This is a genomic window from Bacillus sp. I-2, from assembly GCF_001974945.1.
GTDB classification, from domain to species: domain Bacteria; phylum Bacillota; class Bacilli; order Bacillales; family Bacillaceae; genus Bacillus; species Bacillus safensis.
Genome location: NZ_LZRW01000011.1, coordinates 489,915 through 505,259, shown reverse-complemented (window position 1 = coordinate 505,259; position 15,345 = coordinate 489,915). Strand labels below are relative to the sequence as shown.

The following is a 15,345-nucleotide window of genomic DNA, read 5'->3' as shown; positions in this document are numbered from 1 at the left end:
CATGAGCCGCAAAAAAATTGTCGCTGCAACCGGCTGTCCAACAGGCATTGCACACACATTCATGGCAGCTGAAGCATTAAAAATCGCTGCTGAGCAGCTAGGGGTCGACATTAAAGTCGAAACGCATGGTCAAGTAGGAATTGAAAACGCTTTAACTGATCAAGACATTATGGAGGCAGATGGGGTCATTGTGGCAGCCGATAAAGATGTGCATACAGACCGTTTTCATGGCAAACCACTTATTGAAGTGCCTGTAGCCAAAGGTATTCGCACACCTACTGAGCTGATTCAGAGCATTATAAATGGAGATGCTCCCGTTCATCAAGTGAAAGGAAGAGCTTCTGGAACAGAGAAACCATCTGCTCCTTCATCCTCTCAACAAAAGTCGGCAAATAAATGGATACACACCATTTATAAGCACTTAATGAACGGTGTATCACACATGCTGCCATTTGTCGTTGGAGGCGGGGTCTTAATTGCCCTTTCTTTCTTATTTGGTATCTACTCTGCTGATCCTAAGCACGAAACGTATCATCCGTTTGCTGCCTATTTGAAAAGCATTGGCGGACTTGGCTTCAGCTTAATGGTACCAATTTTAGCAGCATTTATCGCTGATTCGATCGCTAGACGCCCAGGGATGGTCGTCGGATTTATAGGTGGTCTCCTTGCAAATGATGGAGGTGCTGGTTTCTTAGGCGGTATTATCGCAGGTTTTGCAGCAGGATATATCATTTTATTGCTTCAATTCTTGCTTCAAAAATTACCAGCATCACTTGATGGATTAAAATCGATCTTCATCTATCCTGTCATCGGTATTTTCTTAATTGGGGCTGTCATGACCCCGTTGTTAGTTCCAATCACAGGGCTAAATAATTCCTTAATGGACTTTCTTTCATCTGTACAATCCACAAATCCGCTGCTTTTAGGCTTAATTGTTGGAGCAATGTGTGGATTTGATATGGGCGGACCCTTTAACAAAGCAGCCTATGTCACAGGAACGGCTTTACTTGCAGAAGGTAACCTTTACTTCATGGCAGGTGTATCAGCAGCATGTATCACACCGCCGCTTATCATTGCGATTGCCACAACGATTTTCCGAAAACATTTCACGCCACAAGAACGAAATGCAGGGGCAATTAACTATATTCTAGGGGCGACACATATTACAGAAGGAGCCATTCCATTTGCGGCCAAAAACCCGGTCGTTGTCCTGCCAATTATCATGTTGGGCTCGGCCATCTCTGCTATATTGACATATTTGTTTGGCGTACAGGTTCCAGCTCCGCACGGTGGATTCCTAGTTCTGCCGGTCGTCACAGGCGCATTCCAATGGGTGCTTTCCATACTAATCGGCTCACTCGTAGGTGCGATTCTCTACGGACTTTACCGTAAAAAAATAGACAAACCAGCAGTTTAAAAGGGAGGAAGAGAAATGATGGAACATATCTATATGAATCTTCACGAAACAGCTTCTTCACAGGCTGGCGTGTTCGCAGCCATTGCAGACATTGCCTATAAAGCAGGTATTTGCACCTCACCAGAGGATGTCAAAAAAGGCTTAGCGGAAAGGGAAGCACTTAGTACAACCGGATTTCAAGATGGATTTGCCATTCCGCATACACAAACAGAAGCCATCACGAAACCAGCACTTGTGATCGTCCGCACGGAAACAGGAATTGAATGGGACGCTTTTGATGGGAAGCCTTGCTTTTTCTTCTTATCCTTACTGATCCCTAAAAGTGAAGCAGGGACGACTCATTTAAAAGCTCTTTCAGCCCTTTCACGAGGCTTAATGGATGAAACGAAACGTCAAAAACTGCTGGAAACAAGAACAAATGAAGACATGCTTGCTGTATTAGAAACGGATATTTTAACTAGAGAGGATGTTTGATCATGCCTTTACTTTCAACAACACCGATGCTTGAGGCTGCGAAAAAAGAACAATACGGAATTGTGGCATTCAATGTACACTCCTTTGACAGTATCTATTGGGTGCTCGAAACTGCTGCAGAATTAAAGTCACCTGTGATTTTGCAAACAACAGTTGGAACGGTTCAATCTCTTGGAGCAAAAGCGATTGCAGATACAGTGAAGGCGGCGGCTGATCAATATCAAATCCCAATCGGTCTTCACCTGGATCACTGCACAGACTTTGATGTGATTCTCACCTGTATCAGGGCCGGGTATACATCCGTTATGATTGATGCATCCATGCACTCATATGAAGAAAATGTACGCCGGACAAAAGAAGTCGTGGATCTTGCCTTAAAAGTAGGTGTAAATGTCGAAGCAGAGCTGGGCAAGGTAGGCGGCGTAGAAGATGATATCGTCGTCGACGAAAAGGATGCTGAAAAAGCCGTTCCATCAGAATGCCGCCAATTTGTAGAAGAAACTGGGGTGCCTACTTTAGCGCCTGCGATTGGTACTGCCCATGGCATTTATAAAGGGGTGCCGGATATTGACTTTGCCCGCATTGAACAAATTGCAGCGCTGGTTGATGTACCACTTGTCCTGCACGGTGGTTCCGCTGTACCAGATGAGGATGTCAAGCGATGCGTTGCACTTGGTATGGCAAAGGTGAATGTCTCAACTGAACTGAAAAATGCGTATTCCGAAGCAATACGTGATCATTTCTCAAACGAACCTGAAAGCTTAGATCCGCGTATGTATTTACAAAAAGCAAAACAAGCAGCAAAAGACATGGTCCAATCGAAAATACGAATCGTGGGCAGTGAGGGCAAAGCCCATCCGTTATATCAATAAGAAAAAAAGCAGAGCCGCTATCGCTCTGCTTTTTCACATTATTCGTTTTCTTTCATTTCATTAGATGTGCGTACCCGTGCATTTCCCATAAATACGACCGTAATCGCCGCAAGTGCAATCGGGAATAATGCAAGCAAAAATACGTACGTAATACTTTGTGACATGGCATCGATGACTTTATTTAAAATATCAGTCGGAATTTGTGAGCGAGCACCTTCTTGGAAAATAGCCTGTGGATCGCTTATTTGAGAAGGGGCTCCTTTCATGCCGCTAAAGGCATCAGCTAAACGATTTGTCAGAACATTGGTTTGAATCGTTCCGAAAATTGTTACACCGAGCGTCATCCCAAGTGATCTCATAAATGAATTGGTCGAGTTTGCACTGCCTCGGTAGCGCGGCTCAAGATCATTCATTGAAGCTGACGGCAGAAGGGAGAAGCTGAAGCCAACGCCAAAGCCTGATATCATCATAAAGAGTGTGAGCCACAGTCTTGCTGTATCTGGTGACATATTGGCAAGCAGCAGCATCCCAGCGAAAAATGAAATGACAGAAATGGTCATAAGACGTCTGAAAGGCACTTTCGTCTGCATCGTTCCGCCAATCATACTGCCAATGACTGATCCAATCATCATTGGTGTTAAAATAAACCCTGCACTTGTCGCAGATTCACCGTACACCGCCTGCACGAAAATAGGAATAAAGACAGCAAGAATAATAAATGTTCCGCCATATAAAAATGCCAAAATTTGAGATGTTGCAAATAATCGATTTTTAAACATCCAAAATGAGATAATCGGCTCCTCCGCTTTACGCTCAACAATAAAGAAGATCGTACCGAACACAAGGAACACAGCAAAAAGTGTGAGGATTTGCACCGAATCCCAAGCATAAGATTTACCGCCAAGCTCAAGAGCGAACATTAAGCTGACAACCGCAACGACAAGTGTAATGGCACCTGACCAGTCGATTTTCTGCTTACGATGTTCAAGCGATTCCTGATAGTATCTGGCGATCAAGAAGACACTGACAATACCAATTGGCACATTAATATAGAAAACCCAATGCCAGCCGATCGAATCCGTAATAATAGCACCTAAAAGCGGTCCGAGTACACTTGATAAACCAAAGACTGCTCCAAACATACCAGACATTTTTCCGCGCTTTTCAGGCGGGAAGATGTCAAAGATAATCGTAAATGCGATTGGAAGAAGTGCACCGCCCCCAAGCCCTTGAATGGCTCGGTAAATAATGAGCTGATCCATCGTTTGTGCGATACCGCACAGTGCTGATCCAATTAAAAAGAAAATAAGTCCAAACAGAAAAAAACGCTTTCGACCATACATATCAGAAAGCTTTCCGTAAATAGGCATTCCCGCCATCACTGCCACCATATAAGAAGCCGTTACCCAAGCAAATTTATCAAAACTGCCTAAATCTGCTACGATGCTTCCCATCGCTGTTGCAACAATGGTATTGTCCATCGCTGCCATAAAAATCCCTAACAGCAAACCGATGACAACAAAGCGAGTGGATGCCTTTCCTTTATCCACATGATTCATTTCATTTACCTCCTGCTTACGTTCTCTCATTATTTTTGCTATGATCAACTTAACCATAAAGTAAGAGAACATTTATCTTGATGATCAAGATAAATTGATTTTAAAGGGAGGAGAACAAGTTGTCAATAAAGAACGAGGCTGAAGACAGAGCAGCCCAGATCATATATACAATGAGGCGCCTCGCCACACGAACCGTTTTGTTCCACCAAGCGGCCGCTCAATCGCTCGGCCTTTTTCCAACAGATCTCAAATCCGCCGATTTATTAAACGAACTCGGCCCCCTCACAGCAGGGGAATTAAGTGAAAAAACAGGCCTTAGCTCCGGTGCAGTCACAGCACTCATTGACCGGCTTGAAAAAGCGGGCTACGTCAAAAGAGAAAAGGATCCAAAAGACAAACGAAGAGTCATCATTGTTCCCCTAACAGCGGGGAAATCACAGGTAAAAGAACTCTTTCGATCCTTATCAACATCAACGAAGGAACTCACAAATGAATACAAACCAGAAGAATTAGATTTAATTATTCAATTTATAACTGAAGCAGCAGATATCATGGAGCAAGAGCTGCAATTGCTTAAGTCTAAATCGTAAAAAGTACACTGATGCGGGTGTGCTTTTTCTAAGTGCATTCCTAATTCATGTAGGGATGTCCTCGACTAGTGACATCTTCCTTACCATGGAAGTGCTCTATAACAATTTTATAATGAAGTAGCTTAAAAAAATTTTTATTTAAAAGATGTTCTAAATATCGCATCATAATTATTACTGACAAAAGTGGAGCTAAAGTATTCTATTGAAACATTGTTCATTTACATAATAAGTACTGTTTTTTGTATCAATATCCCCATTTAATGACAAAATTTTTATTGGTAAAATTGACCTTGTCAATGAATAGGAAGGAGTGAATTCTTCTGGGCAAGATACTTGATGCAAAAGCACTAACAAGTGCCATGGACACAAGGGCAAAACACTATCAGGAACTCCGCGAACAAATGGTAGATTTAAAAAAGGCATTACAAGGTGTGGCCAACCTCGGTGATGACTTCACTGGGAAAGGTGCTGATAATATTAAAAGTTTCTATAAAGAGCTTGCTGGAAATGTAGACATGTTTATCAGCTTCATTGATAAACAAAAAGCCTTTCATGAAGGTGTTTCTGGGACACTGGATGATACGAGCTTTGGCGGCGATACCTTTGTAGAAGAACACTTTTTAGACAACTCAGTACATATGGGCATCAAGAATGCCAAAAGCATTGTGAAGGATCAAAAAAAGGCACTCAAAACGATTTTTCAAGATATTGATGACCTCATTTCTCTAGAGGTATTTGATAGTCAAACCTTTGATGAAAAAATAGAGGATGCGGAAGATGAACAAAAAAAGACGGTCAAAGATCTGAGAGAGCTTGATCAAAATTTAAAAGATGAATATGCTTTGTCAGAGACGGAGCAGCAAGCTACAATGGCATTGTATGCTGAAATGATCAATGCGACAAATGACGGAAAAGCGATTTCGCCTATGAATTTTGATAAGAAAGCGTATCAAAATAGCGAAATCTACAAGGCAAAAAGCGATATTGAGAAGCAAACTTCTGAATATCTGAAAATCAAAAAAGAACAAGAAGAAGCCCGAAAGATTGCGAAGGAACAAGAAGCGCTCGCCAACCGTCCTTGGTATGAAAAAGCCCTCGATTATGGCGGGAATATCGTGAATGAACTGACTGGCGTGAACGATGCAAAACGTGCCGCAACAGGCGTTGATCCAATCACAGGCGAAGAGCTCACCGCAGGCCAGCGAGTCGCCGCAGGCGGCATGGCAGCCGCAGGCTACATCCCAATCGTCGGCTGGGCAGGCCGTATTTTCAAAGGCGGAAAAGCTGTCTATAAAACCACCCAAGCCACATCAGCTGCAGTCAGGGCAGTCGACATTTACAAGACATCACAAAAATCCTTTGACGCCCTAAAGACATCCCAAAAAGGTTTATACGGCCTCACCGCCACCAACGGCTTCAGCGAAGCGATCACAGGCCGAGACATGTTTGGAAATAAGATCTCCAAAGAACAGCAGCAAGCGAGTATGAATGCGGCGCTAGGAATGCTTTTGCCGATTGGGGCGAAGAGGTTTCATGGGAAGATGGGGATTAGGGGTATAGATGATGCTTCTTTAACCAACAAAAGTAATTTATATAGAGGGGATAGTTTACTACACTCTCCAACTAGACCAAATGGAATTGGTAAACCTCATATATCAAGTTCAGGTGATTTAGTACCAGCTAGTAAAGAAGGTTTATATAAAGGACGAGAAGTGACTGTTACAGAGCATATACTTGGAGGTTATAGAAAAGGAGCTAAATCTAATAGCCCTTATACTAGTTTTACAAATAACAAAAATGTTATTGGAAATTATGGAGAAAATGCAATTGAACTAAACATATCAGCTTTAAGGAAAGATATACAGTCTGGAAAGCTAAAAGGTGTTGTTATACTTTCTCCAAAACAAATTCAAAAGTTGATTGAAAGAGATGTTACTTGTTCTGATTTTTGGAAGAAAAGAGCGATTAATTGGACTAAAAGGGATAATGAGTATTTGATTAAAGGGGAAGTTCCAAGCCAATATATTAAGGTTTCACCTAAGGAGTGAGAATTGTGAAATTATACTTTCTAAACGAGTTTTTAGGAGATATACGCGATATTAATGTTGATGGTATGTGGGTTAATGGTGAGATTACCCCTTCAAATAATATAGAAAAATTTAATGATTTTTTCGCAGCACTTGTTGATGAAGAAAATGATTTTGTAGAAACAAATTTTAACGAAGAATGGTTAGAGGATAACAATTGGTACATTATTGATGATGAAAATAAAAGAAGGGGGATATATATACCTGCAGTTTATCCTGATAGGGAAATTAGCTGGCGGTGGAGATGATTTACAGAATTTATAGATTATATAAAACCTTGATGGGCTAATGCCTTTCAAGGTTTTTGGTGTTTATTGGACTCTGGACTCCTATCCGAGAAAAAACCGACCAAAAGGAGAATGGGAATCTTTTTTCCTGTGTGGGTCACGTATGATAGAGACAAGCAAAACTAGGCACTCACAGCTTTTATGGTGATTGTTTTTGAATGAGGGATACTTCACATCATTTTCTTTGAATATAGATCTGAAAAAAGTATAAATGTCAAACAATGAAATAGCAGGACATTTATATAAAAGACTAATCGCAAGCCATTTTAACGACGAACTTTTTCATAAGAAAATGAAGTTGGTACAATAAACAGAAAAACATCCTCTAATAATGCATAGAGAATGCTGCTCTGTTTAGAAGGGGGAAATAATTTTAATTTATTTGTTTAATCAGATTCACAAATTCGAGTTCAATATTCCCCTTTAATTTTAAAAAATGACCCACGAATCGTTCCAGCTAGTTTAGACTTCTGCCTAGCAAATTTAAATTTCCCTTCTAATTCCTTTGGTACTTCCATCCCTTCAGAAAGCTTAAAACCAACAGCGCGTTTTTTCGGGTCATCCAATGTATACAGGACGTTAATTGCAAGACCATCCTCATAAAAGACGTAAGTCCATTTGATATTTTCTACTTGAAAACTTGCCGTTTCTAAAGGCTTGGCTGCAAACTCTAGTTCACGTTCTTCTTTTAACACTCGGTTCACATAATCAAGGGTATCCTGACTTTCGCTGGCAGGTAATACTGTCAATTCATGCTTATATTTGTTCATAAAGTAACGAGCCTCATTCGCTCGTAAGCCAGCAAGTGCTTCTGCTACAGGTGAAGACTCTAAACCAATAGTAGACACATTTTTAAAATCAACGATATAGGCCATTTCTATCCCTCCATATCCTTCTTATTTCCGTACAACAGGAATCCACATCTCACCAAGTAATAAGCCGTTTCGCTGTCCCATTTCTACCACTGCATTTGGTCCACCAACATAGGCGAAATTCTTTGCTTCAGGCAAGACTTGACCAAATGCAATACCAGTAAGCGTTTGATGCAAGTCATCAGCCGTTTTAGCTTCCCCTTTAACGATTAGATATTCCCCTTTAGGAAATTGAATCACTCTGTCCGCTTCTGGTAACGATTCCTCTGTCATGACCCCGACATAATGCATCAGCTTGTTATTTATCGCTTCGTTTACGATAAAAATATAGTCATTTGTGGCAATGGCTTTTAAGGTGTCAAGCTTACCTTCTTGTGTGACTGCTTGCCAAAAGTCTGCTTTTTCCTTCGTGATGCCCGCATAGTCTGTGTAATGACTCTTAAGTTCAGTTCCAATACCTAACACGTGAAAGCTGTCTTTTTCTTCTAGTATATAATCTGTCATATTCTACACATCCATTTCAAAAATTGATCAAATGTTTTTTCTTTTCACTTGATAAATATATAATAGGCTTAAACCATGTCAAAAAATGATACTGTTTAGGGGGGACCAGATGAAAAAAGTTGAACGGATTAATACCATCATGCGGTATATTAACAACCGCGCCAACTTTACAATTTCTGAAATCATGAGAGAATTTAATATCTCTCGTTCGACAGCAATTAGAGACATCAGAGAAATTGAAGCTATGGGGATGCCGCTTGTCGCAGAAGTCGGAAGGGACGGGGGATATTTTGTGATGAACAACTCTGTCCTGCCAACTGTTCGTTTTACCGATAATGAGATTAAAGCTCTTTTTATTGCCTTTATGGCCACGAGAAACCAACAACTTCCTTATTTAAAGAGTCGCCAGTCTTTAGCTGAAAAATTACTAGGACTCATCTCAGAAACCCAGCAAGATGACCTTGTTCTTTTAAATCGCCTCTTACTATTTGAAGGGACTAATCCGAATAATCCTGATCTGCTTGATTTGACAGATCTCCCTCATCCCATATTAGAAAAATTAATCCAACTGCTTATTTTGGATCGATATTTACTGATTACCATGAGAGAGGAGAACGTGATAAAGTCCTATCCTATTTACCTCTTGAATCTTTATCGTGAAAAAAGCCTGTGGCTGATTGAAGGCTTTGATTTAAAGGAGGAGAAGAAACGGATTTTGCCTGTCGACCATCTCACAGATGTAGAACCATGCTCTACAAATATTCGATTAAGCAGGAAAAAGATTTTAGAAAAACTAATTAAACAGGAAGAAGTAATTAACCTTGTCCTTGAACTTGGTCCAAAGGCAATTGCACAGTTCAAAAAATACCATCCTTTCAAAATGTCAATTTCTTATACGAATCCTTATCAAACTACAGCCATATTAAAGACTTTTATCGATGTTAATCATTCAGAAGAAATAACGGAAATGACAAATTGGCTATTTTTCCTAGGCGATGATATCAAGGTCCGGGAAATGCCTGTAGAAATCTTGGAAGGGTTACAAGAGAGACTACTCCTATATTGTCCATAATCAATGCTGGTTAGACCTCATGGTAACCGTACCATAAGTAAATAGGTTTTTTAGAAAGTGCCTCTTCCTTAACTGGGAAGGCATTTTTATATTGTAGAGGGATCTAACTCCTTCATATTAGTTTGAACCATTATCTCTAGAGAATTTATCTAATAGTCCGTGCTTAATTAGCTAAATGTTTACATAGATAAACCTATTAATAATTGCAAGTAATCAACAGTTATAAACAAAATTTTAAATTGAATTAAAAAAACATATATTTCACTTATGGCTATATCTTCTTTAACATTAATGTACAGTCACATTTATGTTACCAAATAAAGTCAAGGAGGAGTAGCTGAGTGAATAACTCATATGATGTTATCGTTGTTGGCGGGGGTAATGCGGCTTTGTGTGCTGCTATTAGTGCACATGAAGGAGGGGCAAATGTACTTGTTCTTGAAAGGGCACCTATTGAAAAACGTGGAGGAAATTCATATTTCACAGATGGTGCAATTCGAGTAGCCTATAACAGATTAGATATGTTAAGAGAAGTACTTCCGGATTTGACAGATTATGACTCAGAACATATTGTAATGCCTACTTATACAGAGGATGATTTCATGAATGATTTGATGAGAGTGACTTCTGGTAAAAGTGATAACAAATTAGCCCACCATTTAATTTCAAAATCTTTTGAAACTATTAAGTGGATGTATAAAAACGGAGTAAAATTTGAATTAAATTATGATAATCAGTCATATGAAAAAGAAGGAAAGCGGCATTTTTGGGGTGGTTTACCTCTTAAGACTTCTGGAAAAGGTGTTGGCCTCATCAAACAACTTTATCAGCGTGTTGATCAATTAGGAATAAAAGTGAAGTATGATGCCAGAACGGTTGATTTAATTAGTGTTGATGATGGGGTAACGGGTGTAGTAGTCGAAAAGAACGGTGAGTTAGTTCAAATTTATTCTAAAACCGTCATTCTTGCATGTGGTAGTTTTGAAGCAAATAAAAAGATGAGAATCGAATTCCTGGGTAAGGAATGGGAAGGTGCGATTGTCAGAGGTACGGAATATAACACTGGAGACGGCTTGGATATGGCAGTGAAAGCTGGTGCTTCTAAATATGGAGATTGGAGCAGCTGCCATTCTATAGGCACTGATTATAATGCTCCAGCGGTTGGTGATTTTAACAAGCCTGGCGATATTTACAAGAAATCCTCTTTTCCACTTGGCTTAATGTTTAATTTGGAAGGGAAGAGATTTGTAGATGAAGGAGCAGATTTTAGGAATTATACGTACGCTAAATATGGAAGAGAAATCCTCAAGCAGCCCGGTCATAAAGCATTTCAAGTATTTGATGCCAAAGTACATCCATTATTACGCGATGAATATACTTTGGACGAAGCTACCTGCTATCAAGCTGATAGCTTAGAAGAACTTGCAGACCTTATGAAAATCAGTAAAGAAGTGTTTAAAGATACGATACAAGAATATAATTTGTCCGTGCAAGAAGGAGACTATAATCCTTCCATTAAGGATGGAAAGGGGACTGTAGGGATAACGCCACCAAAAACAAATTGGGCGCTGACAATAGATCAAGCACCTTATTATGCTTATCCGGTAACATGCGGTGTTACCTTTGCATTTGGCGGTCTTCGAGTGAATACAAATGCAGAGGTTTTAAATTCTAAAAATAAACCTATCAAGGGTTTATACGTAGCTGGTGAGATGGTAGGGGGTATTTTCTATGAGAACTATCCAGGTGGTTCAGGTTTAATGTCTGGTTCAGTATTTGGAAAAACTGCTGGTTTCAATGCTGCATCATTTCTAAAACAACATGCATAGAAATAGGGCTATAGGGTAAGGGGGGACTCTTAAAGAGTCCCCCTTACCTATTTGATATGCTCTCTGCATGTAAATCAGTACGTATACTTCGTGTTATAAGGTTCGTGTAGGATGTACAAAATAAAGTATTATTCAATTTAACAAGAAAACATCTATAATTATAATAAACTTAGAAAGGATGACCACTATGGATGAAAAAGATTGGATTTTACTTGATATCCTTTACAATGAGCAAAATTTAACAAAAACAGCGGAAAAATTGTATACATCTCAGCCCTCAATTACTTATAGAGTAAATAAGATTGAGGAAGTTTTTGAGATTAAATTGTTTAACAAAAGACATAAGGGAATTACCTTTACTGTAGAGGGAGAGCATTTAGTTTTCTATGCACGAAGAATGTTAAAGGAACTGCAGGATACCAAGGATAAAATCGTTAACTTAGGAAAAGAGATACAGGGACACTTAAGACTTGGCATTTCCAGCAATTTCGCACAATATAAGCTCCCTAAATTACTTAGAGATTTTTCTAACATATATCCCAATGTCCAATTTAGTGTGCAAACTGGATGGAGCACTGATGTCATGAAGTTATTAGATGCAGGTATTGTACAAGTTGGAATAATTAGAGGGGACCATCGATGGAAAGGAGAGAAGGAGAGGCTTACAAAAGAAAAATTACTAATCATCTCTAGAGATCCCATTAATATAGGACAGCTTCCTTTGTTACCATTTATAAAATATGAGACTGATAATTCTTTAAAGACTATTCTCGATGATTGGATGTACGACAATCTAGTCCTGCAACCAAACATAGCTATGAAAGTTGATCGACATGAGACATGCAAAGAAATGGTGAAGCAAGGGCTTGGGTACTCGATAGCACCCGAGATTTGCTTAAGAAATTCAGATAAACTATATACAATGGAAATATATGATACTAAGAAAAAGCCATTAACTAGAGATACTTGGCTCATGTATGATCAGAAAACTACAGAGACTAAATCTGTTAAAGCATTTATTGAATTCCTAAGAGGAGAACAAGTTTTATCTGTATTATGACATCATTTTATATTTGTTCTTAAAAGACATTCTTTTTTGAAATCGCATTCACTCGATGCAACGGTATGCATGGGCAGTAGCCAAGGGAAAAGAAATCAAAAGATGATAAGAAGTGAAAAAACCTTGGCTGGCTTTATATCATTCAAGGTTTTTTGCGTTTATTGGTTCGCAAACACGCAAAAGAAGGCAAAGAACTCTTTGTATACAAGCCTGAAAGCACACTCAAATGGTGTGTTTTTCTTATGAAAAAAGCACACAATCGCTGCACAGCACGTGCTGAAGACATTTGGACTTCTTTGATGCATATGAGTTGATTAGACTTATAAGCAAAGGGAAGAAAGGAGGAATTCCAACTGTACTTAACCAAAAGGGGCACGACGTTACTATCTATGCTGCTTCATACGACATCTTATCTATCAATAGAAGATTTACAGAATCGAATGAATGTCTCAACTCGAACCGTTTACGCTGAAATCAAACGAATGAACAGCTGGCTGGAAACTCATCAGCTTAGTGGTGTGCAGCGAAAAGGCCATCTTGGCTATTATTTAAATCCTCATGAAAAAGAAGTCATTCTTCAAAAAGCTGATACCATTCTTGTTGGTCACGATTATGAACCATGTGTAAAAGAACGAAGGGCTATCTTGCTTTTATCCATTGCATGCAGCGAGCATTGCCTAAGAATTGATGATTTTATGAAGATGACAAAGGTGAGCCGAAATACATTGCTTGAGGATATGAAACAGCTAAAAGAAGCGCTTTTCAAGCAGGAGATCACACTCCGCTATCAGGCAGCAAGCGGCTATGCCATTTCAGGAGACGAAAGAGCCATTCGATTGGCACTCAAACCTTATATACATTTCATTCGCACCATGATAAAAAACGAAAAAACGTTTCCGTCGTTTTGGTTAAAGGGACCTATTTCATCCAAACGAGTACACCATCTCCTCCAGCAGTCAGAACAAGAACTTAAGCTTGAATTTGCAGATGAGATGCTGGATCAGCTCTCTTTGGATCTCTTTTTCTACTTCAAGCGGATGAAGCTAGGGCATGCTGTACACATTTCAAACGAAGAAAAGCGAACATTGCAGGAAACAGAGGAATGCTTGGCTGCTATTCGTTTCATGGCGCAGATTCAAAAAGAGGCCGGTCTCATTGTTCATGATGATGAGATCTATTTTCTTAGCACCTTATGGCTCAGTGCCAAAAAACAAAAACTTCCATCAATTAAAAAACCAGAAGAACATCTCATTCGCACCATCGCCAGACAAATGATATTGGACTTTCAGAGATATGCTTGTATTTCCTTTCAAGAACCAAAAGCATTGGAGCAAAACTTAACAATGCATTTAATTCCAGCTTATTACAGGCTCATCTATCACATTGGTATGATCAATGAATTGACGGATTCTATAAAAAAAGCACAGCCAGAAGTGTTTGAAATCACTCAAAAAGTTGCTTGCCATTTAGAAAAGGCGGCCTGTTCAAAGTTGAGTGACCATGAAATTGCATATCTCACCATGCATTTTGGCAGCTGGATGAGAAGAGAAGGAATTTCATCCATTGTAAGGCGTTCTGTATACATTGTCTGCGGGGAAGGAATTGGCACAAGTAACATGCTGAAAACTCAGCTTCTCGAATTAATCGGCTACATTGAAGTACGCGGACTGTTATCAAAGCGTGCATATGAAGAATTAGCAGCAGTTGATGCAGATTTCGTTGTGTCCACAACACCTATTTCGTTTAAAGGAAAACCAGTTCATCTCGTTCATCCTATTTTAACTGCCTATGAGAAAAAAACATTACTTCAATACGGAAAAGGCGTAGAAACGAAGAGTGACGAGGGGCATGTAAACGCTTTATTCAACATCATTCAGCAGCATACCATCGTACAAAATAAACAAGCACTGCTTCATGACATTCGGGAGCTGCTTCATCCCACATATGTATCCTATCAGAAAGGGTGGAACCCAGTGTTAAATGATTTATTAACAGAACAAACCATCAAGCTCCACCAAACAGCAGACACATGGCAAAAGGCGATTACAAAAGCGGCGCAGCCTTTACTTGATCAAAATGCTATTAAACCAAGTTATGTAGAAGCCATGATACAGTCTGTTCATCAAAATGGTCCTTATATTGTCATTGCACCACAAGTGGCCATCCCACATGCAAGGCCCGAGGATGGCGTGAACAAATTGAGCATGACGCTCATGTCATTCAACCAGCCCATTTCGTTTTCAAAGGATGGAAAAAAGCAGGTGCGGCTCGTCATTGTGTTAGCCGCTATTGACAGCATGAGCCACTTGAAAGCACTTAAACAGCTGACCATGCTGTTAAGTGAAGAGAAACGCACGAAACAATTGATTGAAGCAGAAGATTTAGCATCAGTTCAAAAACTAATTGATCAATTTTCAGAAGTATAAAGGGGGAGTAAGAAAATGAAAAAAATTCTTGTTGTATGTGGAAACGGGTTAGGAAGCAGCTTTATTGTAGAAATGAATGTCAAAAAAGCATTAGAAGAATTAGGTCTTAAAGCTGAAGTAGATCATACCGATCTCAGTACAAGTAAAAATGAACAAGCAGACCTTTATATCGGCGCAGCTGATATTATTGACCAGCTGAATGACGGCACAAGAAATGTGGCTGGCTTAAATAATTTACTAGACCAGAAAGCCATTAAAGACGTGCTTCGTCAACACATTTAAGTCATGAAAAAGGG

General features: G+C 39.6%; 14 protein-coding genes. 11 read left to right on the top strand and 3 right to left on the bottom strand.

Annotated elements, in window-relative coordinates; all coding sequences use genetic code 11:
* Position 1 precedes the first annotated feature (1 nt).
* The 3 genes from BAE31_RS06010 to BAE31_RS06000 are packed head-to-tail and all read left to right on the top strand — an operon-like array spanning position 2 to position 2,763.
* A complete protein-coding gene (locus BAE31_RS06010; protein ID WP_076839783.1) occupies positions 2–1,417 on the top strand; it encodes a PTS fructose transporter subunit IIC in 1,416 nt (471 codons plus the stop codon).
* A gap of 15 nt (positions 1,418–1,432) precedes the next feature.
* Complete coding sequence (locus tag BAE31_RS06005; RefSeq protein ID WP_024427781.1) at positions 1,433–1,891, top strand: PTS sugar transporter subunit IIA; 459 nt, start codon at positions 1,433–1,435, stop codon at positions 1,889–1,891.
* Between the two features lie 2 nt (positions 1,892–1,893).
* Complete coding sequence (locus tag BAE31_RS06000) at positions 1,894–2,763, top strand: class II fructose-bisphosphate aldolase (RefSeq protein ID WP_041109336.1); 870 nt, start codon at positions 1,894–1,896, stop codon at positions 2,761–2,763.
* Positions 2,764–2,801: 38 nt separating this feature from the next.
* Here the strand turns inward: BAE31_RS06000 and BAE31_RS05995 are convergent, their stop codons facing one another.
* Complete coding sequence (locus BAE31_RS05995) at positions 2,802–4,322, bottom strand: MDR family MFS transporter (RefSeq protein ID WP_056766947.1); 1,521 nt, start codon at positions 4,320–4,322, stop codon at positions 2,802–2,804.
* A 170-nt stretch (positions 4,323–4,492) separates the two neighbouring features.
* Between BAE31_RS05995 and BAE31_RS05990 the strand changes: the two genes are divergently transcribed.
* The 3 genes from BAE31_RS05990 (at position 4,493) to BAE31_RS05980 (ending at position 7,247) form a co-directional block, all read left to right on the top strand.
* Complete coding sequence (locus BAE31_RS05990; RefSeq protein ID WP_052462979.1) at positions 4,493–4,912, top strand: MarR family winged helix-turn-helix transcriptional regulator; 420 nt, start codon at positions 4,493–4,495, stop codon at positions 4,910–4,912.
* A 359-nt stretch (positions 4,913–5,271) separates the two neighbouring features.
* Positions 5,272–6,960 (top strand): ribonuclease YeeF family protein, encoded by a 1,689-nt coding sequence (locus BAE31_RS05985; protein WP_083703976.1) that lies wholly within the window; start codon positions 5,272–5,274, stop codon positions 6,958–6,960.
* Between the two features lie 5 nt (positions 6,961–6,965).
* Complete coding sequence (locus tag BAE31_RS05980) at positions 6,966–7,247, top strand: hypothetical protein (protein WP_076839782.1); 282 nt, start codon at positions 6,966–6,968, stop codon at positions 7,245–7,247.
* Positions 7,248–7,696: 449 nt separating this feature from the next.
* On the opposite strand, the gene BAE31_RS05975 is transcribed toward BAE31_RS05980, so the two are convergent.
* Positions 7,697–8,161: a phage tail protein gene (locus BAE31_RS05975; protein ID WP_076839780.1), complete on the bottom strand. Its 465-nt coding sequence runs from the start codon at positions 8,159–8,161 to the stop codon at positions 7,697–7,699.
* Positions 8,162–8,182: 21 nt separating this feature from the next.
* Positions 8,183–8,662, bottom strand: a complete 480-nt coding sequence (locus BAE31_RS05970; RefSeq protein WP_076839778.1) for a GyrI-like domain-containing protein — start codon at positions 8,660–8,662, stop codon at positions 8,183–8,185.
* Positions 8,663–8,771: 109 nt separating this feature from the next.
* On the opposite strand from BAE31_RS05970, the gene BAE31_RS05965 reads away from it, so the two are divergent.
* The 5 genes from BAE31_RS05965 (at position 8,772) to BAE31_RS05945 (ending at position 15,331) form a co-directional block, all read left to right on the top strand.
* On the top strand, positions 8,772–9,734 hold the full coding sequence (locus BAE31_RS05965) for a helix-turn-helix transcriptional regulator (protein ID WP_076839777.1): 963 nt from the start codon (positions 8,772–8,774) through the stop codon (positions 9,732–9,734).
* A gap of 341 nt (positions 9,735–10,075) precedes the next feature.
* Positions 10,076–11,563, top strand: a complete 1,488-nt coding sequence (gene tcuA / locus BAE31_RS05960) for an FAD-dependent tricarballylate dehydrogenase TcuA (protein WP_076839775.1) — start codon at positions 10,076–10,078, stop codon at positions 11,561–11,563.
* Between the two features lie 187 nt (positions 11,564–11,750).
* The gene (locus BAE31_RS05955) at positions 11,751–12,623 is read left to right on the top strand and encodes a LysR family transcriptional regulator (protein ID WP_076839774.1); all 873 of its coding nucleotides are present in this window, start codon (positions 11,751–11,753) and stop codon (positions 12,621–12,623) included.
* Positions 12,624–12,976: 353 nt separating this feature from the next.
* Positions 12,977–15,049: a BglG family transcription antiterminator gene (locus BAE31_RS05950; protein WP_283936066.1), complete on the top strand. Its 2,073-nt coding sequence runs from the start codon at positions 12,977–12,979 to the stop codon at positions 15,047–15,049.
* A 15-nt stretch (positions 15,050–15,064) separates the two neighbouring features.
* The gene (locus BAE31_RS05945) at positions 15,065–15,331 is read left to right on the top strand and encodes a PTS sugar transporter subunit IIB (protein WP_039179043.1); all 267 of its coding nucleotides are present in this window, start codon (positions 15,065–15,067) and stop codon (positions 15,329–15,331) included.
* The last annotated feature ends 14 nt before the right edge of the window (positions 15,332–15,345 follow it).